The following is a 22,369-nucleotide window of genomic DNA, read 5'->3' on the forward strand; positions in this document are numbered from 1 at the left end:
TTCTTCAGAGCTCGAGCTTACGGATTTTTGTCCATAATTTTGTCTCATTGTTTAGATACCCGGACATGGTGCCAGAACCAGGTTAACTTGGGATTAACGTTTTTAGCCGAGTTCGTCGTTGACTGTAGACAGAGGCGATAAGGCTCAAGCCTTTTGGGATGTTTTGAAGAAGCCATGCACAGCCCAAATGGCACTTCCAGTGTATACTTTTTATATAAAAACTATATAATATATTGCATTCAAATTTTCTCCGGCTAGTATCACTTCGAGATTGAAGGGTTGGAATCCTATGCCTACGGCCATGGTCATTTTTACAAGCAAGAAGCCAGAAGACGTCGCGAATTTGGGTGGGACGGGGTGGTGGAAAGTTGACCCCGTAAAGGCCAGGGGTGCAACGCATGTTGTCCTTACTCACAACGCCTTCGACAAGAGGCGACCTGGGGATCCAGAGCATCATGGTGAATCGTTCATGGTAGCAACGATAAAAGATGTCTTGCAGGATGAGGACGGTCGTTGGCTTATTCAGTTTGATCAGTATGCAATGACAAGTGCAGGGCTGAAGTGGCCCGGCTATAGAAACCCTGTCAACTATACGGACACTGATATAGTTCTCGATCAGCTTGAGATCGGCGATTGGAAAAAGGTGCAAGAGGTCTCATTTAAGGACGCGCAGGCAATTAGGCGGCGTGACGATGCCTCCGCGACGCGCATGCAAGCCAGGCAGGCTGCAACATCAGGCACCGGCGAGCTGACATTTGGCGAGATCATCGAACTGTACCGCGAACGCATTGCGTTTGATCTCGGTGTCGAGCCTGCTGCCGTAAAAATCACGATAGAGACCTCAAAATGAACCACTTTGGCATAGAGTCACAAGTTCCTGGCGTTAAAAAAATACTCGCGGACCTCCTCCAAACTTATATGAAGTCCAACTTCTCATGATCCAACAACAAATTGGGATATTTGAGGGCTCAAACCATAACCTGCTGCTTCGGCGACGCCGCGGCATCTATGGCTTCTTGGTAGCGAACACCGAAAAACTGACACGCAAAATAAAGTTGTGAGGGAACGAGTGGAAGGACCAAACGACTACCGAATGTCTTTTTCCACAGGTGGGTTGTTTCTCAACGAAAGCGTTGAGTTTGCCTCGCTGCACCGTGAAGATGAGGCTTGGGAGGAAACCCAGGCACGGGCCGTGAAAGAAGGCACCACCCAACTGCCGAAAGATGCCTCCAATACTCGCAGCATTCGAGAAATCAAAAACAGGGTGTCTACCCTCACCGCAGAAGAGCTTGCCTACTTTGTGAATGAGGCCGACCGCGCAGACCAAAAGGCGCTTTTGTGGTTAGCGTGTTGCCGCGCCTACCGTTTTGTGCGCGAGTTTGCCGTCGACGTTCTGCAAGATCGGTATCTGTCCTACCAATTGGACCTGCCGCTGGAGTCGTTTGACATCTTTTTTGATGCTAAAGCCGAATGGCATGAAGAGCTGGCAGAACTGAGCACGTCCACCAGACTAAAGCTACGCCAGATCCTGTTTCGGATGATGCGTGAGGCGGACATTCTCTCCGAGCACAAGGAGATCCAAACATATCTCCTGTCTTCAAAGCTGATTGCAATGATCCAGTCTAACACCCCGGAAGAGCTAAACTATTTCCCCGGCCAGACATGGGAGGGATCGTGACGATGCGAGCACCCATTAGCCGTAAAGACCGCCTCGAGCATGTTCTAAACGCCATCACCAGCCCACGGTTTCTCGACATGCAGGGCTACAACGAGGTTCCGTTTTTCATCTGTGATTATCCGGCCTCTGACGGGTTGGCGATCAATGAAGATCGCGAAGACATCATCAAGCGCGCAGGTCATGCCGGCGTTCGTGTGTTGGATTTGAACCTCTATGATCTCTGCCTTGAAATCCTGGATGAGCGGGACGTCCTCGACCAGGTGTTGGAAGCAGAGGCGGAGTTGGGGAAATCCGAGCTTCTGGAATTGCTGCAAAACGTTCTGGATCCTTCAGAACATCTCATTCCCAAGATCGCTGGAAAGATCAAAGAAGCAGACCACGACGTCATCTTCTTGTCCGGAGTTGGTGAGATCTACCCCTATATCCGATCCCACAATGTGCTGAACAATCTGCAAAGCACCGCAAAACACGTGCCCACGGTGATGTTCTTTCCCGGCACTTATACACATGCCTTGGCAACCGGTGCGTCACTGGATCTCTTCGGATTGCTCCATGACGACAAGTATTACCGTGCCTTCAATCTCATGACTTACGAGGTCTGACCAATGACCACCTTGATGCGTGACATCTTCCAAAAACCCGTTGATCGCCCAATTGATGCTGTGATCAAGGCCGATGACGATGAAAGCCTGGTGATCGAGCTGGAAGAATACGTTATCACCGGCGAAATCGGCCAGCGGTTGGAGCGGTTCCTAGAGGAATACAACAACTACCGGAAGTCGAACGGTGTCTGGATCTCTGGCTTCTATGGATCAGGTAAGTCGCACCTTTTAAAGATGCTGGCGTTGCTTCTTGAAAACACCCCCATGAATGGCAAGACGCCACTGGAGATTTTCGAAGACAAGCTCACGGATCAACCGATGCTGGCAGGCGCGCTACGCAAAGCCGTCTCGGTGCCATCCAAATCGATCCTATTTAACATCGACCAGAAGGCAGACGTTATCTCGAAGGGCGATGTGGATGCGCTTCTGTCTGTGTTCCAGAAGGTGTTTGATGAGGCCTGCGGGTATTTTGGCAAACAGGCACACATTGCGCAGTTCGAGCGCGATCTCGATGAACGGGGTCAGCTCGATGCGTTCAGGATTGCCTATGAGACGGCTGCCGGGAAGCCTTGGGTGCGCGGGCGCGAGCAAGCCGTTCTTGAAGGAAAGAACATTGGTACGGCTTATGCGTCTGTTTCCGGAAACGATGCCGATGATGCGAAAGACATCCTGAAGCAGTACCGCGCCGATACACGGGTATCCATCGAGGATTTCGCCAATCAGGTGAAAGACTGGATTGATCGTCAGGGCTCGCAGTTTCGTCTGAACTTCTTTGTTGATGAAGTTGGCCAGTACATTGCCGACAACGTTAAGCTGATGACCAACTTGCAAACGATTGCTGAAAGCCTGAACACCAAGTGCAAGGGTCAGGCCTGGGTCATCGTAACCTCTCAGCAGGACATGGAAGCCATCATCGGCGACAACCAAGCGTTTCAAGCGCAAGACTTTTCCAAGATTATGGCCCGCTTTGATGTGCGGATGCCGCTGAACTCCGCGGATGTGGCGGAGGTCATTCAGCGCAGGCTCTTGGCCAAAACGGACGCCGGCACGATCACGCTTGGTCATCTTCATGACCGCGAAGAAAACAATCTCAAAACGCTCTTTGATTTCGCTGACGGCTCAATCAAGCTGAAGAACTTCAAAGATAAAGACCATTTTATCGCGAGCTATCCGTTCCCCGGATATCAATACGATCTGTTCCAAATGGCCATTCAGGGTCTGTCGCAACACAATGCCTTCGAAGGCAAGCACAGCTCGGTTGGGGAGCGGTCGATGCTTGGCGTATTCCAGGACGTCTCCAAAGCGATGGCGGATCAGCCGGTTAAGGGCTTTGCCACATTTGACATGATGTTCGAAGGCATCCGCTCTGCGCTGAAATCCGCTGCGCAAAGCTCCATTCTTGTGGCAGAGCGTAACCTGACGGATCCCTTCGCGGTGCGCATTCTGAAGGCACTCTTCCTCGTCAAATATGTGAAAGAGTTCAAACCGACTGTGCGCAACATCAGTATTTTGATGCTGTCGGAGCTCGATACCGATCAAACCGTTCTGAAACGCAATGTAGAGCAGGCGCTGTCAGAACTTGAACGCAATACGTTGATCCAGCGTAACGGGGATGTGTACGAGTTTCTGACGAATGAAGAAAAAGACGTCGAAGACGAGATCAAGAATGTCGACATTGACCCCTCTGAGCTCTCCGCTGAACTGGAAACCCTGGTTTTTGACTCAATCGTAAAGCTTCGGAAAATCCGGCATACGGCAACGGGGTTCGAGTATCCCTACACGCGCATGCTGGATGACAGTGCGCTGGGGCGGACATATGAGATGGCCATCAACGCGATCAGCCCTTTTCACGACGATGCCGACAGCCCTGAGGCCATTCGCATGCGCAGCATGGGCAATGACGAGCTTTCGGTGGTGATGTCGGCTGACCAGCGATTTATCCGCGACCTAACTTTGTTCAAGCAGACCGACAAGTTTGTCCGCCAGGCGCGCACCGGATCCCCGCAGCCAGGTCGCGACAGGATCGTCAGCGACAAGGGCGAGCAAAACCGCCGTCGCCAAAAAGATCTTGAGTTGCGGTTGCGCAAGCTTCTCGGCTCTGCAAGCCTTTTCGTTCGCGGCGAAGAGTTGGATATCGGAGGCGAGGAACCGCAAGACCGGATATTCAAGGCATTCCAGACGCTCGTCGACAAGATCTACGTCAACCTCGGCATGCTGCGCGGCGTGACCTACACGGAAGTGGATCTTAAGAAAGCCGCCAATCCGGACAGCTCTCTATTTGGAGAAAGCGGTGCAGGCTTGACCGAGGCCGAGCAGGAAATGCTGAACTTTGTACAAGGACAAGCGCGCAATGGGGTGAAGGTTACCGCCAAGTATCTTAGAGACAGGTTTTCCTCCAAGCCCTATGGCTGGCCGGAGATTGCAGTAAATTGCATTGCCGCAAGCCTGGTGGGCAAAGGCAAAGTTGAAGCGCGCTCGGATGGAGTTGTCAAAGAAGGAGACGCACTGGCGAGCGACCTTCAGAACAATCGCTTGCTGGAAAACCTGCTCTTCACGCCCCAAACCGAGTTCACACCTACTGAGCTGCGTAAGGCCAAGGACCTTTATGGCGAATTATTCGATGCGCCTGCCGATGGCTCAGATGCGCGATCCCTTGGCACGGAATGGTCTCAAGCTGTGCTGAAAATGATAGACGAGCTAAAGGATTTGCTACGTCAAGACACTCGCTATCCGTTCGTGGCAGCGCTGAAACCCCTTCTGGATCGTCTGGACGCCATGGCAGACAAACCGGCTACATGGTTCATCACGGGCGTTGCACCGCAAGAAGATGCGCTGCTCGATGACAAAGAAGATCTGCTCGACAAGATCAAGAGCTTCCTGGGTGGTAGCCAGCGGAGCATCTACGATGATGTCCGCCAGTTCCTGACCGATCAGCGGGCAAATATTGACTACGTCGATGGCGAAGCGGGCAGCCAATTGCAGGCAGCAATTGATGATCCGAATTGCTTCAAAGGCTCTGGCATACAGAACGCTAAAGCAAGTTTCTACGACCTGAAGGAAAAGGTTGATCAGCAATTGCTTGCGGAACGCAAGGATGTAGAAGCTGAGGTGCAAGCGGTTGAAAGCAAGGTCACTTCCCTCGACGAGTTCCTGGCTCTGCCGGACGAGGCAAAAGCCCAGGTTCAGGCTGCGATTACATCTCGGACCCAAGGACTGGCGCAAATCGGCCTGATCCCAGCACTGCGGGATAAAAGGAACAGTGTCAGAAACGACTTGATGGTGCAAACGCTCTCGCTAATCGAACGGTTGAAGCCGGTGCCGGATGAGGACAAGTCAGACGGGACAGGAGACGATGACGCTCCGCCCCCTGCAAAACCGACAACTGTGCCACCGGCTAATATCCGCGATGTGTCTGTCGCCTATGACGGCGTCTATCTGGCCGATGAGGCGGATGTGGATCGCTATGTCGAAGAACTCAAGAAATCGCTCCTCGCGGAAGTCCGTGACGGCAAGAAGGTAATTGTGTGATGGACACAAACGCGCTCAAGAAGTTCGCTCAGGACGCCCGCACGCAACTGATCGAACAGGTGGCTTCACGCTTTGACCGCGTGATCGCGGAAAGCAGCGTTGAACGTCGCGAGCATCCCCAGATCGTCAAACAGCTGGACAAAGCAGTTTCTAGGGATGGGCGTGCGCAGGTGATCGACAAAGTCGCCTATACCTGGTTCAACCGCTTCACCGCGTTGCGCTTCATGGACGCCAATGGCTACAACCGCGTCCGTGTTGTTTCTCCCGCCGATGGCGCCACAAGACCCGAGATTTTGGCCGAGGCAGCGGCGGGCAATCTGCCAGATGGTGCGCCGGATCGGATCATGCAGCTCTTGGATGGGCGCATCCCGTCCAATGATGCGCAAGGCGAGGCCTATCGCCTGCTTCTCGTCCATGACTGCAACACGCTGCACAAAACCCTGCCTTACATGTTTGAGGCCATCGACGACTTCTCCGAGTTCCTAATGCCAGACGATCTGCTCTCCAACGATGCGATCCTGGTTAAAATGCGCGCGGTCATGACCGAAGACGCCTGTCAGGACGTCGAGATCATCGGCTGGCTCTACCAGTTCTACATTTCCGAGAAGAAGGACCAGGTATTCGCGGGCCTCAAGAAGAACCAGAAGATCACCGCCGAGAACATCCCCGCCGCGACACAACTGTTCACGCCGCACTGGATCGTCCGCTATCTGGTCGAGAACTCGCTAGGGCGGCTCTGGCTGCTCAACAATCCGCAGAGCGGGCTAGCGGCCAAGATGGACTACTACATCGCGTCGGAAGAGCCCGAGACGGACTTCCTGCGCATCACCAAGCCCGAAGAGATCCGCATCTGCGATCCCGCCGCAGGCTCGGGGCACATGCTGACCTATGCCTTTGACCTGCTCTATGCCATCTACGAGGAAGAGGGCTATGACGCGACCGAGATCCCTAGCAAAATCCTGATGCACAACCTGACAGGGGTCGAGATTGACGACCGCGCGGGCGCGCTGGCGGCTTTTGCGCTGGCGATGAAGGCGGCGGGCAAGCTTGGGCGGCGGCGGTTCCTGCGGATGGAGGCAAAACCCGACATCTGCGTGTTGCAAAACGTGGCGTTTACCGATGCCGAGATGCAGGACGTCGCCGCTGTGGTGGGCAAGGACCTGTTCACCGATGAGCTGCGCGAGACGCTTGGGCAGTTCGAGCAGGCCAAAAACCTCGGCTCGCTGATCGTGCCGAAGCTGCGCGACCCGGCAGAAACGCTGCGGGTGGTCGAGGCGCGGGATTTCGGCGGCGACTTGCTGCTGAAGGAGGTGCAGGAGCGCGTCATCGCCGTGCTGCGCATGGCCGAGGCGCTGTCGCCGAAGTATCACGTGGTGGTGGCCAACCCGCCTTATATGAATTCGAACGGTATGAATCCTATTCTGAAGGAACACCTTCAGAATTTCTTTCCCAATTCAAAGTCCGACCTGATGACCGCGTTCATGGAGCGTGCGATCTTGGCGCTTCGTCCAAGCGGCACTTATGGAATGATAAACCTTCCCTCGTGGATGTTCCTTGGTTCGTTCGAGAAACTGCGTCTATCGATGGTCGAGAGGACAACTATCGCAAGTCTTTTGCACCTCGGTCGCGGCATCTTCGGATCAGATTTTGGCAGCGTCGCGTTCGTCATACGCAAAGTTGCACCCACTGATGAAACTCAAGGGCTGTATCGAAGGCTCTTTGAAAAACACGTTCAGGTTAGAACCCCATCAGAAATTGAAAACCTCTTTTTGGATTCCGAATATGGTCGCTTTAAGTTCAAGCAAACTGACCTCCTTTCAATACCGGGTAATCCCATATCTTACTGGCTGTCAGCAGAGATGCTTGATGCCTTCAAGAGAAATGAGAAGCTCGGCGAGCAATGTGACATCTGTGTCGGACTGCAAACTGGCGACAATTCTCGTTTCTTGAGGTTTTGGCACGAAACTGACCAGGCTTTGCTAAAGACTGAAAACAACTCAGGATGGAAATGGGTGCCATACACAAAGGGGGGCGAGTTTCGGAAATGGTATGGGAACAAGGACTATGTGCTGAACTGGTCCAACAATGGAGCTGAAATACGCGCGCACCCAAGTGCAGTCCTGAGAAACCAGAAGCGCTATTTTGAAAATGGCATCACCTATACGAACCTGAGCTCTGGGTCTTTTTCGGCGCGGATAAAGGACGATTTCGGCATTTTCGACCAGAAAGGGAGTGTTTTTCTTCCGCACGATCCAAGAACAGCTAACTCTGTTTTGGCGCTTCTTCTGAGCAAACCGTCTGCAAAGATACTTGAAATCATATGCCCGACGCTTGATTTCAATCCGGGCAGCCTTGTGAATTTTCCGGTCTGCGATGAAGTCGGAAGGACAGACGTCCAAAGTAATGCCGAAGCTTCGATTGCCTTGGGAAAGTTCGACTGGGATGCCTACGAAACCTCCTGGGATTTCACCACGCTGCCTCTGCTCTCGCCCGATCACCGGGCCGAAACGCTGGAGGCCACCTATGCCCGCCTGCGCGCCCATTGGCAGTCCATGACGGACGAGATGCGAGCGTTAGAGGAAGAGAACAACCGCATCTTCATCGACGCCTATGGTCTGCAAGACGAGCTGACCCCCGAGGTGCCGATTGAAGAGATCACCCTCACCTGCAACCCCGCCTATCGCTATGGCGTGAAGGGCTCCGAGAACGACCGTGAAACCCGCCTGCGCGCCGACACCATGGCCGAGTTCCTGCATTACGCCGTGGGCTGCATGTTCGGCCGCTACAGCCTCGACCAACCGGGCCTAATCCTCGCCAATCAGGGCGAGACGCTGGCGGAGTATCTCACCCGTGTGCCGAAACCGACGTTCGAGCCGGATGAAGACAATGTCATCCCCGTGCTGGACGAGGATTGGTTCAGCGATGACATCGTGGCGCGGTTCCGCAAGTGCCTGCGCGTGACATTCGGCGACGAACATTTCCAAGAAAACCTGCGGTTTGTCGAAGACAGCCTTGGCAAGGATCTGCGAAAGTACTTCACCAAGGATTTCTACAACGACCATGTAAAGCGCTATAAAAAGCGCCCGATCTATTGGATGTTCACTAGCCCCAAGGGCACGTTTAATGCGCTGATCTACATGCATCGCTATCGCAGCGACACTGTCTCGGTTGTGCTGAACGACTACCTGCGTGAATTCATCACCAAGCTGGAAGGCGAACGTGCGCGGCTGGACAAGCTAGCCGATGATGCGACCGCCACCCAAGCGCAACGTGCGAAGGCGTTGAAAGACAGCGCCAAAATCGCCAAGCAGGTCGATGAGCTGACGGAATGGGAGCGGGATGTTGTCTTCCCCCTCGCGCAGCAAAGGGTCGAGATCGACCTCGATGACGGGGTGAAGGCGAATTATCCTAAATTCGGCACAGCGCTGAAGAAGATCGCAGGTTTGTCATGAGAGGACTGAGCTGATGTCAGATCGCGTCTCAGCTACGCTGGCAAAGATGTTCGAAGAGGAACGGATTGTCTTTTGGTACGATGCCGACCGCGACATGCGCGACACGTTCGAGGCGCTGGCCCTGCCGGGTGTGGAAAAGGTCGAAATCAAGGATAACGAATTCGGGCTGAAATACCGGATCCTGCGCAAAGAGCCGGACCAGAAGTTCCTGATCTACCATCATGGGCCTGAGCCTGCGATGAAGGACAACTGGCTGCTGGACGTGCAACTGGCCACGGCGATGTTCAAAGCCGATCAGGCGGCCATCTGGGTTCAGGAATTGGGGATCCCAACGCAATACGACCCTGCCGTTCGCGATCACATGGCCTTCTATCGCTCACAAAAGCGCCTGGACCGCCTAAAGCAGTTTGAGGCCGACAAACCTTCGGCCAGTGTGTCTGACATTCGCCGCAAGATGCTGGCGGTGTGTGCAGAAGCCGATGGGGAGCTGGATACCGTTGTCGAGGCGCTGCTCGAGGATCTCGCGTTTGGTCGTGATGATAGGATACGGGTGATCGAAAGATCCGGTTTGCTGTCTTTCTTCTGGAAGCAGGTCGCCAACGCCTATGTCTATCAGCCTGAACAACCGGATTTCCAAGATTTTTCAATCGCCCTGTTCCAATCCGCCTACAAGCGGGCAATAGGAGAGGTCGGCGGTCTGAACGGTGAAGCCTTGCTCACGTTCCGACGCTGGAAGAACAGCCGTCACAATGGTCAGGCGTTTGAGCGCTTGTCGGAGAAATATCAGGACATCCTGAAGATCCCAGAAGACCTCGAACTTCGCGATGTCCGTGCGGTCGTCTCTATAGACCATTTTGAAGAAATCGACCGACATATCATTCGCGCTATCGTCAACGCGATGTCGGAGCAATCGGCAAGCAGTGTCGATGTTCTGAAATGGGTTCGAGAACGCCGCCAAAGCCACTGGTATCCCAAATACGCCGATATCTATCAGGCCATCGCCTGCGCGACCGAGTTCCAGCAGGCCCTTGCCAGTGCCGAACTTGTGATGCACAGCCCTGCGGACGCGGTCAGGCGTTATTCGACAAGCTGGTTCAAGCTGGATCAGCTCTATCGGAAGTTCCTCTATCACATGCAGAAAAGCGGTCAGGCGACGTTGTTGTCGAGCCTCTATGAAAGCATCGAAAACCGATACGGCACGAACTTCGTTCTGAAGATCAATGACCTCTGGCAGGATCAGATTGCAGGTCTGGATGAGTGGAAAATCTCCGGTTTCGAACGGCAGCAAGATTTTTTCAGACTTCAGGCCGACAGGTTCAGAAGCAAGGACCAAAAATTCGTTGTGATCATCTCGGACGCATTGCGCTTTGAGGTGGCAGAAGAATGCATGCGAGAGATCCGATCACTGGATCGGTTCGATGCCGAGCTGACCCCTATGATCAGCTCGCTTCCAAGCTATACCCAGCTCGGCATGGCGTCGCTTCTGCCAAACAAGGACTTGGAGATCACGGAAAAAGGTGATGTGTCCTCACATGCTTTGCCCACATCTGGCACGAGCAACCGGGGTAAGGTTCTGGCCATGGGACGCGGTGAGGACCGCACCAAGGTCCTGAAGGCCGAAGACTTCATGAATATGCGTACGGACGAAGGCAAAGAGCTCTTCCGAGACCATGATGTCGTCTACATCTTCCACAATCGCATCGATGCGGTGGGTGACAAGCTGCAAACCGAAGACCGGCTGCCGGAAGCAGCTGAGGAAGCTGTCGAAGATCTGAAGAAGATGGTCCAGAAGCTAAAGTCAGCCAACTTCTCCAACATCGTCGTTACAGCAGACCATGGCTTCCTCTATCAGCATAAACCCTTGGACGAGAGCAGTTTCTCGGTCGCAGATCCTGCCGGCGATAGTGTCACGACCAAGAACCGCCGTTTCGTGGTTGGGCGCGGCCTGAAACCCGCAGATGGGTTCAAACTCTGGGACGCCAAACAGCTTGGCTTAGTAGGCGATCAACAAGTGGCTATTCCAAACTCGATAAACCGGTTGCGTGTAAGCGGCTCTGGTGCCCGATTTGTCCATGGCGGTGCCAGCCTGCAAGAAGTTGTGATACCGGTTCTCAGGGTTGGTAAGCGGCGGGAAACGGATGTCAGCAAAGTTGATGTCAGGATCGTTGTATCTGGCAAGAGCTTGATTTCTTCGGGCCAAACGGCAGTGATGCTCTATCAGGAACAGCCGGTCTCAGAGAAATGGCATGCCAGAACCGTGACGGCTGGGATCTATGCGTCCGGTGATGAACTAATCTCTGATAAGCACGAACTGACATTTGATTTCAGCTCGGAGAACGCCCGGGAGCGGGAAATGCCGTTGAAGTTCCTGCTGTCTCGTGCTGCGGACGAGCACAATAACCAGGATGTTTTTCTGAAACTCAAAGAGCAGATTGGCAGAACCAGCCACTCTGAAGAAATTGCCAGCCATCGGTTCCAACTGAAGCGTGGTATAAAAACCGACTTTGACTTTTAAGAGGGCGAACAAATGAGCGCACTTGATGACAAGATAAACGAACAGTTCGCTGGATTTGTGGTACGTAAGGACCTCGTTAAAGCGGTCAAAGGCAATGCCATCGTGCCGGGGTATGTGCTCGAGTACCTCCTCGGGCAATACTGTGCGACCGATGACGAAGCATCCATTGCGACAGGCATAGAAACGGTCAAGGAGATCCTACGAAAGCACTATGTGCATCGAAACCAGGCTGGTCTCGTTCAGTCAGAAATCAAAGAGCGAGGGCATTTCAAAGTCATCGACAGGGTATCGGTATCGCTCAACGAAAAAACGGATGCATACGAGGCTGTTTTCGAGAACCTGTCCATCAAAAAAGTCGCGATAGATTCTGGTACGATCAAAGCTCATCCAAAGCTGCTTGTAACTGGCGTTTGGTGCATCAGCGACGTGAGTTATGAATTCTCAGAACAATCCGGGATTTCACCTTGGACCGTTGACTCCCTAAAGCCGATCCAAGTCGCTGGGGTGGACTACGAAACCTTCAAAAAAACAAGAGACGAGTTCACAACAGATGAGTGGGTCGATGTTTTGATGCAAAGCATCGGTTTCAATCCAGAAGAGTTTGGAAAACGCAGCAAGCTATTGCAATTAATGCGGCTCATTCCCTTCGTAGAACGAAACTACAATCTGATTGAACTTGGTCCCAAGGGCACTGGTAAATCGCATATTTATTCGGAGTTTTCTCCACACGGGCAGTTGATCTCAGGCGGCGAAGTTACCGTACCCAAGCTTTTTGTGAACAATAGCAACGGCCGGATCGGTTTGGTCGGCTACTGGGACGTGGTCGCCTTTGACGAATTCGCAGGGCGTACCAAAAAGCCCCAGAAGGCTTTGGTCGATATCATGAAGAACTACATGGCGAACAAGAGCTTTTCGCGCGGAGTGGCGACCATGGGAGCGGAAGCTAGCTTCGCTTTCGTTGGCAATACTGCCCACAATGTCCCTTACATGCTGAAGAACTCCGACCTTTTCGAAGAGTTGCCTGCCGAATTTCATGACTCAGCGTTCATAGACCGTATCCACGCTTACCTTCCAGGGTGGGAAGTCGAGGTCATTCGTAGTGAGCTATTCTCAGAAGGATACGGGTTTATCGTTGATTACCTTGCTGAGATATTGCGCCACCTCCGGAACGACGATCTCTCACTTGTGTACCAAGATGCTGGCTTCAAGCTGAGCAGCCAAATCTCCACTCGCGACAGAGATGCAATCAACAAGACGATGTCTGGCTACCTGAAGCTCCTATTCCCGAATGGGGGAGCGACAGAAGCAGAGATCGAAGGTTTGTTGACCCTCGCAATTGAGAGCCGCAAGCGCGTCAAAGATCAGCTGAAGCGTATCGACAGCACGTATCCCGAGACGGACTTTCACTTTTTGCGTCCAAGTGGAGAGAAACGCACCGTCACAACTTTGGAAGAAGACGAGTATCCCAAGTTTTACTATCGAAATCTTGCTCAGGACGACGATTCCGAGGATGACGAGGTGCTGATCGATACAGAAGACACTAGCGTCTCAGAAGCCGCGACGCCAAGCGAGCCCACTGGATCCGGAAAACCGACCGAGATGCAAGCTCGCGAAGGGCATATTGTGGTCAAAGAAAACCTGAAGGGCGTGACTTTTGAAAAGATCTTCGGCCCCTGGATTAAAGGTGCCACCAAGATCACGATAACGGACCCTTACATCCGGATCTTCCACCAGGCTCGCAATTTGATGGAATTCCTGGAATTGGTCATCCGTCAAAAGAAACCAGAGGATCACATCACCGTTGAGCTGATCACAGCGCCCAACGATGGAGACGTTGCAAAGCAGCGCGAGTTCCTAGACGAAATTGTTGGGTCGTGCAGCACGGCAGGCATCGACTTTACCTGGCGATTTGATGACGCCGGCACTGCGCACGCTCGACATATCATCACGGACACGGGCTGGAAGATTTCACTCGACCGTGGCTTGGATATTTTCCAGCACTTTGGGTCTAGCGCCTTCAGCTTAGCGGGCCGTTTTCAAGAGCACCGAGCGGTTAAGCAGTTTGAGGTGACCTATTTGAAACTGGACCGGAACGAAGGCCCTTGAAGACTACCCAAGGCGAGACCTTTGGGCTGAATTTAGAAAACGTATAGGAAATTAAATGTACAAACCAGGCGGAACCATTGCCGACGCACTCACTGCAATAGCAAGCAAAGAGTACGTTCTACCAGCAATTCAAAGAGAATTCGTCTGGAAACCAGCTCAGATTGAGAAGCTTTTTGATAGTCTTATGCAAGGTTATCCGTTTGGTACTTTTTTGTTTTGGAAAGTGAATGCCGAGACCAGTTCAAAATTCAAATTTTACGACTTTGTCTTGAACTATCACCAACGCGATGCGGCTCATTGCCCCGAGTTGGGTCCGATTCATCATCGTGAGGTGGTGGCTGTTCTAGACGGCCAGCAACGGCTCACAGCCTTGAACATTGGCTTGCGGGGTTCCATGGCCATTAAACTGCCAAACAGGTGGTGGACAAATCCTGATGCGTTTCCACTAAAGACTTTGTACCTAAACTTGATTGCGTCTAATGACCCGGATGAAGACGGCGTTTGTTACGAGTTCCGGTTCCTTACGGAAGAACAAGCAACACGCACCGAAACTACTTATTGGTTTCCGGTTCCCAAAGCGCTGCTTATGGAAGACGGACCTGCAATGCTGACGGGACTAATGGCCGATGGGTTGGAAAAGGAGGAACTACAGGTTGCCTATAAAAACCTCGATAGGCTCCATAGCGTAATTCACAAGGACAATCTGATAAATTACTTTGAGGAAAAAACGCAGGACTTGGAGCGCGTGTTAAACATCTTCATCCGTTTGAACTCGGGTGGCACTGTCTTGTCCTATTCTGACCTTCTACTGAGCGTAGCGGTGGCGCAGTGGAAACAGATCGATGCACGTTCCGAAATTCACAAATGCGTTGATGAGCTAAACCGTACCGGTGCGGGCTTTGATTTCAGCCAGGATTTCGTGCTGAAGGCTGGGTTGATGTTGGCGGACATCGCCAGCGTGGGCTTCAAAGTCGAAAATTTCACATCTGCTAATATGGCTAAGTTGGAAGCTGAGTGGTCGAAAATACGGTCGACTCTGATAAAAACTGTAGAGCTGGTTGCGAGCTTTGGGTTGAATGGACAAACGTTGCGGGCCGACAGTGCTATTCTACCCATTGCCTATTATTTGCACCAGCTTGGGCCACCGCAGAACTACGTTACTCATACAAGCTTTCAAGAAGACCGAAAAGCCATTCAAATGTGGTTGATTCACTCATTGCTAAAGGCATCGGGCATATGGGGAAGTGGATTAGATACACTTCTTACAGCCCTTCGAGAAACCATTCAAAAATCAGGGCAAAATAGGTTTCCTAGCTCTGAACTTGGACGCGTTATGGCGCAGCGAGGTAAGTCACTGTCGTTCGGAGACGACGAAATCGAAGAGCTGCTGCATGTCCGCTACGGGGACAAGCGTACTTTCGCACTGCTATCCCTTCTATTCCCTTTCGTAGATCTTCGAAACCAATTCCACGTTGACCATGTTTTTCCAATTTCCAGGTTTACTCCGACCAAACTGAAAAAAATCGGATTCGACGAGGAACTCTCGAAGACGCTCGCCCAGTTGGCAAATGAATTGCCAAACTTGCAGCTTCTCGAGGGAGCGATGAACAACGAGAAACGCGCCAAGCTTCCGGCTGACTGGTTGCAATTAGCCTTTAACGGGAACATTCAAAACAGAGAGAATTATCAAGAAAAGCATGCTCTTGAGGATATTCCTGAGAACCTCGAGGGTTTTCAAGACTTTATTGTTTATCGACGAGAGAAGCTACGAGACCTCATTCAACAAACGCTGAACGCCGAGAAAGGCGTATAAGAAATGAGCAAATGAACAGGCCCTTTTTCCGGCGCCAAAAAGCGCTGAATACTGTCTGTGCGAGATAGTAAGCTAGTTCTGACTTATGTTTGTGGACCCGCCTTTGGGCGGACTCCACCATTTTGTGCAGCCTGCTAACTTCAAACTCCTTAGCGCGCCTGCCCACCCGCTTTCAAGATCATCGGGCGGCAAGAAGTGGCGTACAAAAAGAAATAGGGGGATTTGCGTTGCGAATCCTAGCACTAGATATCCGACCGTACGCTTAGTTACCTAAGAACTATGCACGTGGACAACTGTAGGCTTGTCGGGATCTGATTTGCCTTTCCAGTGAGGTCTTCGAAAAACCATTTTGCCGTTTCTCGCCAAGAACATATGACCACGTACCAAATGCCTGACAGGTCCCCTTCGACGTCCAGTAGAAACTTTTTCAGTTGGCTCCCCAGAGTATAGCTTTTCAACAGTTTTGTCAGAGATCTTTAATTTAACTACGTTGATTACCCGGGGTTCGCTGTCTTTTTGTATGGTTGGTCTTCGTCTGGTTCTTTGCTTTACAAGGCCAGCAAAGACAGGCTTCTCTTGCCGAACGACGGCGTCTCCATCATTGGCCAACAAAATGGCCAACATGGCTGCGATGTTGGAAATCTCTCCACTTAGATCCTCAGGGTCGTTATGGAATAGCTCCTCTGCTGTGAACGGATTGCTCTTCGTTAGTTCGTTTACGTAACTTCTTCCTGTCTCGCTAAGTGAGATTTCTTCCATCATGGCAGTGTTGTAGACCCAAGTTGCAAAACTTAGTTTCTTTTTGTGAGGAACCCTTAGAAAATCTCGGTCTGTTGGCCCAAACAAGTCCTTGAAATTATCGCTAAGGTCTTGATGACCGCTGTTATATCGCCGCCAGAGTTCCTCGGGTGTAATGAACGAAGGTTTGTTCCTGACATCGATTACACCGTCGTAGCAATTGAGACCCAAGCGCCAGAACTCAAACAATGCCCTTTCCTCCAACTTAGTTCTCCTCACCGCGTATGAGGCCTCCATGGTTTCCTTGGCAAATGCACGAGCCCGCCGAGACTCCTCGTGCGAGACCGGCAAATTCCAGCATACCGAGTACTTTGCCAGACCAGGTGCGAGAACCTTGACCCGAACCCCAACCCGGTTCGCGATTGCTTCTCCGGGAAGCACGTCTTGAGGAATGTGTTCGCGCAAAGGATTTAGGAGAAGATTCCTTTCACACCCGCCGGCTTCTAGGAAATAAGTCTTTGGTGCGTCGAAAACCGAAAGCAGTACTTTGCGGAGGCCCTCAGGGTCTCTGATCCTAAGATCTGAGGCCATGGATAGAGCGGAACCTTCGAAGAAGTAGGATTCTGCACTCTCCGTGACATCCCTCGCAAAGCTCAAGACGTGACTCAGATGGTTTGGAGGGAGCACCGCCTTATCCGCGTCTGACATTCGAGTGATATAGCCAAGGCTCTCTGTCAAATAGTTTGTCATTAAACGACCGCTCCAACTTGAAGTTCAATCAAACCAACTGGCTTGTTTAGCCAAAGCCCGTTTAGCCCAAAAGGCTTAATCACCAATCCGGCAAAGCCACTATTTACAGCCAGCCTTGAAGCCTGAGAGTTTCTTTGGGCCCGGATGTGGGCTCTCGCATGTGAGCGTTGTAGTTTTTCAGTTGCCATTTCTGTCCTGCTCATAACGTTTCGAAGTGACGTCATGATTTCCAACAATCGAGAGGATTTCAATGCCAAAAACTCTCATACTGCATTGATTTTATTAATTAAAAAGTTAGTCGCCTTTTCCAAGGATAGCCAAGAATAGTGACAAGAATAGATGCTGAGAGCCAAGGATAGTGAGGTTGCACTTTTGCAACACGCTTGTGCTCTAACCTTTGGTAATAAAGCGAACACCCCATATGCAGCGGCGTTTCTATTCAGCTTGCAGGCCTCTAGACAGTCCACCTGTAAGCTCATATCCAGCACCCATTCGCATTGTACCAACACACATTTTGCACAAATGAACCCATGAAGGAGCGCTTAAGCTTTTGGAAACATCATTTAAAATGAGGCCAAGTGGTACAGAGACGGTACAGGAGCAATTGTAGCGAAGTAGAAGCGAAGCCCCATTGAGAATTGTTCTATAAAATTCAATAGATTAAATGGTGCCCGGGGGCGGAATCGAACCACCGACACGAGGATTTTCAATCCACTGCTCTACCCCTGAGCTACCCGGGCACGGGAACGGCGTTTGCCGTTGGGTGCAGGCCTTCTATGACTTGCCAAACGCGGTGTCCAGAGGCTTTTTCAGATTTTTTCAGTGCGGGCGATCCTTGATTTCGACAGCATCCTGAATCTCATCGTCAAGGTCATCCTCGCGCTGCGACGGAACCGCATAGGAGCCGTTCAGCCACTTGGCCAGATCGATATCGGCGCAGCGTTTCGAGCAAAACGGACGAAACTGTTTGACCGTATCTTCTCCGCAGATCGGGCAACTCATCTCAGGACCTCCGACAATGGGATACGGCCGCGTTTTCGCTGCAATTCGAAATGTCCCAGCGGTGTCCAGCCGGCGAGGATCGTTTCTTCGCTGTCAGCCCTGAAAGCAGCGCGGAGTGCGGATTCGAATCCGCGCCGGTCTTTTTTGGGCATCGGCGCAAGGTCGAGCGTGATCTGCCCGCCCAGCCCGCGCACGCGCAGGGCGCGCGGCAGTTCCTTGGCGCAGGCGAAATTGGCCTTTGTTCCCGCAGCCAGCGAGCCATCCGAACCAGTGTTCACATCCACGGCCACCAACGCCCGGGTGGGTTCGATATACATATGCGCCCCACCCGCCAAAGGATGGGATGCGCCACGTGCGGCGTCCAGCGCCTCGAGCACGCCATGGTCCGCGAACCCGCCCGCCTGGGTCGAGACCTCGGCCGGCTCCACCCATTCGCGCCAGGCGAGAACATGCGGTCCGTCGCCCTCGGACAGCGTTTCCGGTGCGTCTCCGGTGTCGTTCACGACCTGCTCGGCCAGCGCCCGCATGGCGGCGATGTCTTCGGCAATTTCATCGGCATCCGCGCCCCAGCAACCGGAGCGCAGGATCAGACCGAAGGGGCTGCCGTCCATCTGCTCATGCGCGATCACCAGCAGCCGGTCGCGCTCATCATCATCACGGATCGAGCGGGAGATGTTCAGCCCGGGCGCGTCCGGCGTGACGATGGCATAGCGGCTTTTGAACAGGATGCGGTTCGTAACTGGCAGGGCCTTGCCCGGTTCGGCATAGCCCGTGACCTGCACCAGCAGCATCTCGCCCGGCGCCAACCCTTTGACCTGCCGAAGGAACGCCGGACCATCCGGCGTTGTCAGGAACATCCCGCCTTGTCCCTTGATCGCCCGCTCGGCCCGGGCCCGGTAGATCGTACCCGGGGCGGGCGCATCGGCAGCGATCAGGAAATCATCCAGTTTGCCATCCACCATCAGGGCCGCGGCTTCGCGGCCTTGAATGTGATCCAGAATGATCGTTCGACCTTTCATGATGCCTCGCGATACAGGGGGTAACCGATGCCTTGCAACAGTCCTGCGGTTTCAGACAAAGGCAACCCGACGATACCGGTGAACGAGCCCGAGATCCACGGAATGAAGGCGCCCGCGGGCCCTTGGATGGCATAGGCACCGGCTTTGCCCTGCCAATCGCCGGTAGCGAGATAGGCGTTGATTTCCACGTCCGAAAGACGCTTGACCTTGACCTGACTGACCACGTCACGCTGCAACACCCGATCGCCGCGACGCACCGCGACCGAGGTGATCACACGGTGGCGACGTCCCGACAGGGCATGCAGAAATTCGGCTGCCTGTCCGGCATCCTGGGGCTTGCCCAATATGCGTCGACCTAGCGCAACCGTCGTGTCGGCGCACAGGACGATATCGTCCGGAGCCGCCTTCACGGCATGCACCTTCTCGCGGGCAATGCGCGCGCAATACGGCAGCGGAAGCTCGCCCCTTTGGGGGTCTTCGTCGATGTCGGGGGCAGAAATGGTGTCGGGCTGCACGCCAAGCTGACCCAGCAGGTCCAGCCTTCTGGGGCTGCCCGATCCTAGAATGAACGCCATTGCGGCAGGCGTTACTTGAAGCGGTAGTTGATCCGACCCTTGGTCAGATCATAGGGGGTCATCTCGACCTGAACCTTGTCGCCGGCCAGAACACGGATGCGGTTTTTGCGCATCTTGCCTGCCGTATGTGCGATGATCTCATGGCCGTTTTCCAGCTCGACCCGAAACGTCGCATTAGGCAGGAGTTCCTTCACGACACCGGGAAATTCGAGCGTATCTTCCTTGGCCATGTTGTCTCCATCTTTGCGTTGCCCTGCAGAATCCGCAGGTGGCGCCTAAATGAGCCTATTTCGGCCTTATTTCAAGGGTGGAATCACTTAAAGGCGCGACATTGTGACCGATTCGACTCGGGGCGTCTGCTCTGTCCAGTGGGATCGGTTCAGGACATGGCCATCCGCCCGAACCTCGGCGATCGCCGACAGATCGACGTCTGCGTAGGTCCAGCCGGGCTGGTTGAGCACGCCTTCCGACAGCACGCCGGTTTGTGGAAAGCCCTTGTCCGGCGGGCCGAAAACACCTCCGGTCCCAGTGTTTGCGTCCACGGACTGGGACCATTCGTTGTTGCCCACCAGCGACCCCATGACCGTAACGCATTGATTCTCCAATGCACGCGCCATCGCGCCGATACGGACCCGCCAATAGCCCGACAGGGCCTCGGTGCAGGACGGCACAAGAATCAAGTCGGCCTCTGACAGGGCACGGCCAAGCAGGGGAAACTCGCTGTCATAGCATATCAGAACGCCGATCCGACCCAGCGCCGTCTCGAAGATCTTCAACGGACCGCCCGGCGCGATGTCCCAGTCTTCGCGCTCGAACCGGGTCATGATTTGCTTGTCCTGATGATCCTGCGCGCCTGAGGGGGCGTAGAATTCGGCGCGGTTCACCGGGCGGCCTGGGCCGGCCTGAACCGGGGCGGATGCGCCCAGAATGTACAAGTTGTACTCGGCCGAGAGGCGTCGATGCAGGATTTGTACATCTTCCATCCGCTCGGATACCGCCTGGATCGAGCCTTCGAGATCCCCCGCAACCTCGGCCCCGGCCAGCGTCGAAAGCTCCATCGCGCCGTACTCGGGAAACACCAGCAGTTCAGCCCCCTGCCCTGCGGCCTGCGAAACCCAAGCGTCCAGCTTGTCTTCGTACTGCGCCCAGCTGTCGAGCCAGTCGAGATTGTAGGCGGCGGCGGCGATTTTCATGATGCTGGTTCCAATGCTGTTCTTGCGAAGAAGTAAATAGCCGTTGTTGTCCGGTGTACAGGCCAATCGGGTTGTGCGACGCAATAGAAACTTTTGGTTCGATGCATAGCCTTGCAAAGCAAAGGGCCGGGCCGGGAGAGCGCCGGATCCGCACCCAATCTGGACATTGCCGATCGTCCATGCGCACTGTGACCCATGTCGCTGATCGATGACTTGGAGCTCATTCTGGAGACTGTCCTGCCAAACGATCCCAGCTTTCGACGGATCGAAAGGACGGCGATAGACCGCTGTGTCAGCGACAGTCGGCGATACGCACTTGAGGGCTCGGTCGAGGAATTTCTGCTGTCGGCGATGCGCCTTCTGGCACTTCCCAGCAACGGGCACACACGGCTGATCCCGAATGATGCAATCTCAGTGTTGCCTCTGCGGTTCGTGAGCGTGGGGCGTTCCGTCCAAGTCCTTGGATCGGCATCAAGGTTGATCGCCCCACAAGGCAAGCTGCTGGCAATCAATGGCGCAGCTGTAAGCGAAATTGAGGCCGCGGCGGACAAATTTCTGGCGGGAACGCGCCAGAGGAAGCGGGTCATCGGTCCGATTATCCTGGCTTGGCCGCACGCGTTGGAACGGCTGGGATTTTCGTCCGACGACGGTACGACCGAGTATCATGTGCAGGACGAAAACGGGCAGACAACCAATCTGAAAATAGCAAATGGAAACCCCGTTCCTGCGTCGACGCTCTACCCGAGAAACGAGCACGGCAAAGCCGATCCAGCATGGGAACCCGAGAGCTTTGTGGAGATTGAGGATTGGCAGGCACTTGGGCTTTCAATTCAACTGCCGAGTTTCTTTGACCCGGGCAGAGATGCGCTGCGCAAAGCCATATCCGAGGCAGCGGATCGCGTGCGCGCTTTGTCTGACAAAACGCTTTTGATTGACGTGCGCGGAAACACCGGCGGTGATTTTCTTCTGACGATGCCTTTGATCGACGCACTCGCCCAAAGCGCAAGTCAGCAGGTCGTCGTACTTGTCGATAAATTCACGTTCTCCGCCGCGATCGTGTTTGTCGCCATCCTCAAGCATCGCTTGGGTGACAGGCTCAAACTCATCGGGGAAGAAATGGGAGACGGACTGACGTTCTTTGCCGAAGGTGGGTTGCTTGACTTGCCAGCGAGCGGAGCGGTCGTTCGATACTCCTCCGCCTTTCACGATTGGAGGACGGGAACGTCTGACGAAACGACACCGCCCGAAATCGCGCGGCAAATCGTGCCCGTGGGAGAATTGAACCTGGATCGGGAATGTGTCGCAGGACCATTGGGCGCTGGAGCACGAGGAGCGTTCTATCGACGGATCCTCGAAGATTTTCGCGGCTAGACGAACGGCTGTCCGCGCGCGTGCCGG

General features: G+C 53.7%; 15 protein-coding genes and 1 tRNA gene. 9 read left to right on the forward strand and 7 right to left on the reverse strand.

Going from position 1 to position 22,369, the window contains the following annotated elements; all coding sequences use genetic code 11:
• Positions 1 to 469: 469 nt before the first annotated feature.
• From ACR0IR_RS10575 to ACR0IR_RS10610, 8 genes are all read left to right on the forward strand, one after another.
• Complete coding sequence (locus ACR0IR_RS10575; RefSeq protein WP_480779093.1) at positions 470 to 850, forward strand: hypothetical protein; 381 nt, start codon at positions 470 to 472, stop codon at positions 848 to 850.
• 243 nt (positions 851 to 1,093) lie between these two features.
• Complete coding sequence (locus ACR0IR_RS10580; RefSeq protein WP_170385566.1) at positions 1,094 to 1,678, forward strand: DUF1819 family protein; 585 nt, start codon at positions 1,094 to 1,096, stop codon at positions 1,676 to 1,678.
• A gap of 2 nt (positions 1,679 to 1,680) precedes the next feature.
• Positions 1,681 to 2,280 carry a DUF1788 domain-containing protein gene (locus tag ACR0IR_RS10585; RefSeq protein WP_480779094.1) on the forward strand — a complete coding sequence of 200 codons (600 nt, stop codon included), beginning with the start codon at positions 1,681 to 1,683 and terminating at the stop codon, positions 2,278 to 2,280.
• A 3-nt stretch (positions 2,281 to 2,283) separates the two neighbouring features.
• Complete coding sequence (gene brxC, locus ACR0IR_RS10590; RefSeq protein WP_480779095.1) at positions 2,284 to 5,808, forward strand: BREX system P-loop protein BrxC; 3,525 nt, start codon at positions 2,284 to 2,286, stop codon at positions 5,806 to 5,808.
• On the forward strand, positions 5,808 to 9,260 hold the full coding sequence (gene pglX, locus ACR0IR_RS10595) for a BREX-1 system adenine-specific DNA-methyltransferase PglX (protein WP_480779096.1): 3,453 nt from the start codon (positions 5,808 to 5,810) through the stop codon (positions 9,258 to 9,260). Before brxC ends, pglX begins: the two co-directional genes overlap by 1 nt.
• Before the next feature lie 13 nt (positions 9,261 to 9,273).
• Complete coding sequence (gene pglZ, locus ACR0IR_RS10600; RefSeq protein ID WP_480779097.1) at positions 9,274 to 11,775, forward strand: BREX-1 system phosphatase PglZ type A; 2,502 nt, start codon at positions 9,274 to 9,276, stop codon at positions 11,773 to 11,775.
• A 12-nt stretch (positions 11,776 to 11,787) separates the two neighbouring features.
• On the forward strand, positions 11,788 to 13,881 hold the full coding sequence (brxL, locus tag ACR0IR_RS10605) for a BREX system Lon protease-like protein BrxL (RefSeq protein WP_480779098.1): 2,094 nt from the start codon (positions 11,788 to 11,790) through the stop codon (positions 13,879 to 13,881).
• Between the two features lie 55 nt (positions 13,882 to 13,936).
• A complete protein-coding gene (locus ACR0IR_RS10610) occupies positions 13,937 to 15,694 on the forward strand; it encodes a DUF262 domain-containing protein (RefSeq protein WP_480779099.1) in 1,758 nt (585 codons plus the stop codon).
• 270 nt (positions 15,695 to 15,964) lie between these two features.
• On the opposite strand, the gene ACR0IR_RS10615 is transcribed toward ACR0IR_RS10610, so the two are convergent.
• From ACR0IR_RS10615 to ACR0IR_RS10645, 7 genes are all read right to left on the reverse strand, one after another.
• Positions 15,965 to 17,182, reverse strand: coding sequence for a hypothetical protein (locus ACR0IR_RS10615; RefSeq protein WP_480779100.1), 1,218 nt, complete (start codon positions 17,180 to 17,182; stop codon positions 15,965 to 15,967).
• 665 nt (positions 17,183 to 17,847) lie between these two features.
• Positions 17,848 to 17,922 (reverse strand) — tRNA-Phe (locus tag ACR0IR_RS10620).
• 79 nt (positions 17,923 to 18,001) lie between these two features.
• Complete coding sequence (locus tag ACR0IR_RS10625) at positions 18,002 to 18,184, reverse strand: DNA gyrase inhibitor YacG (protein WP_170337460.1); 183 nt, start codon at positions 18,182 to 18,184, stop codon at positions 18,002 to 18,004.
• Positions 18,181 to 19,203 (reverse strand): ribonuclease E/G, encoded by a 1,023-nt coding sequence (locus tag ACR0IR_RS10630; protein ID WP_170362815.1) that lies wholly within the window; start codon positions 19,201 to 19,203, stop codon positions 18,181 to 18,183. The genes ACR0IR_RS10625 and ACR0IR_RS10630 overlap by 4 nt, the downstream gene beginning before the upstream one ends.
• Positions 19,200 to 19,778, reverse strand: a complete 579-nt coding sequence (locus ACR0IR_RS10635) for a Maf family protein (protein ID WP_170362813.1) — start codon at positions 19,776 to 19,778, stop codon at positions 19,200 to 19,202. The genes ACR0IR_RS10630 and ACR0IR_RS10635 overlap by 4 nt, the downstream gene beginning before the upstream one ends.
• A gap of 11 nt (positions 19,779 to 19,789) precedes the next feature.
• Positions 19,790 to 20,008 (reverse strand): translation initiation factor IF-1, encoded by a 219-nt coding sequence (infA, locus tag ACR0IR_RS10640; RefSeq protein ID WP_005978431.1) that lies wholly within the window; start codon positions 20,006 to 20,008, stop codon positions 19,790 to 19,792.
• A gap of 87 nt (positions 20,009 to 20,095) precedes the next feature.
• The gene (locus ACR0IR_RS10645) at positions 20,096 to 20,971 is read right to left on the reverse strand and encodes a carbon-nitrogen hydrolase family protein (RefSeq protein ID WP_170362811.1); all 876 of its coding nucleotides are present in this window, start codon (positions 20,969 to 20,971) and stop codon (positions 20,096 to 20,098) included.
• A 195-nt stretch (positions 20,972 to 21,166) separates the two neighbouring features.
• Here ACR0IR_RS10645 and ACR0IR_RS10650 point away from each other — a divergent pair, with 195 nt between their 5' ends.
• On the forward strand, positions 21,167 to 22,342 hold the full coding sequence (locus tag ACR0IR_RS10650) for a S41 family peptidase (RefSeq protein ID WP_170362809.1): 1,176 nt from the start codon (positions 21,167 to 21,169) through the stop codon (positions 22,340 to 22,342).
• The last annotated feature ends 27 nt before the right edge of the window (positions 22,343 to 22,369 follow it).

Source organism: Ruegeria sp. CF2 (assembly GCF_056537385.1).

Excerpts from the sequence above, each read along its gene's own strand:
- ACR0IR_RS10610 (WP_480779099.1), top strand. The coding sequence starts at position 13,937 with ATGTACAAACCAGGCGGAACCATTGCCGACGCACTCACTGCAATAGCA.
- ACR0IR_RS10635 (WP_170362813.1), bottom strand. The coding sequence starts at position 19,778 with ATGGCGTTCATTCTAGGATCGGGCAGCCCCAGAAGGCTGGACCTGCTG.
- ACR0IR_RS10575 (WP_480779093.1), top strand. The coding sequence starts at position 470 with ATGGTAGCAACGATAAAAGATGTCTTGCAGGATGAGGACGGTCGTTGG.
- pglX (WP_480779096.1), top strand. The coding sequence starts at position 5,808 with ATGGACACAAACGCGCTCAAGAAGTTCGCTCAGGACGCCCGCACGCAA.
- brxC (WP_480779095.1), top strand. The coding sequence starts at position 2,284 with ATGACCACCTTGATGCGTGACATCTTCCAAAAACCCGTTGATCGCCCA.
- brxL (WP_480779098.1), top strand. The coding sequence starts at position 11,788 with ATGAGCGCACTTGATGACAAGATAAACGAACAGTTCGCTGGATTTGTG.
- ACR0IR_RS10630 (WP_170362815.1), bottom strand. The coding sequence starts at position 19,203 with ATGAAAGGTCGAACGATCATTCTGGATCACATTCAAGGCCGCGAAGCC.
- ACR0IR_RS10650 (WP_170362809.1), top strand. The coding sequence starts at position 21,167 with ATGTCGCTGATCGATGACTTGGAGCTCATTCTGGAGACTGTCCTGCCA.
- ACR0IR_RS10580 (WP_170385566.1), top strand. The coding sequence starts at position 1,094 with ATGTCTTTTTCCACAGGTGGGTTGTTTCTCAACGAAAGCGTTGAGTTT.
- ACR0IR_RS10645 (WP_170362811.1), bottom strand. The coding sequence starts at position 20,971 with ATGAAAATCGCCGCCGCCGCCTACAATCTCGACTGGCTCGACAGCTGG.
- ACR0IR_RS10585 (WP_480779094.1), top strand. The coding sequence starts at position 1,681 with ATGCGAGCACCCATTAGCCGTAAAGACCGCCTCGAGCATGTTCTAAAC.
- ACR0IR_RS10615 (WP_480779100.1), bottom strand. The coding sequence starts at position 17,182 with ATGACAAACTATTTGACAGAGAGCCTTGGCTATATCACTCGAATGTCA.
- infA (WP_005978431.1), bottom strand. The coding sequence starts at position 20,008 with ATGGCCAAGGAAGATACGCTCGAATTTCCCGGTGTCGTGAAGGAACTC.
- pglZ (WP_480779097.1), top strand. The coding sequence starts at position 9,274 with ATGTCAGATCGCGTCTCAGCTACGCTGGCAAAGATGTTCGAAGAGGAA.
- ACR0IR_RS10625 (WP_170337460.1), bottom strand. The coding sequence starts at position 18,184 with ATGAGTTGCCCGATCTGCGGAGAAGATACGGTCAAACAGTTTCGTCCG.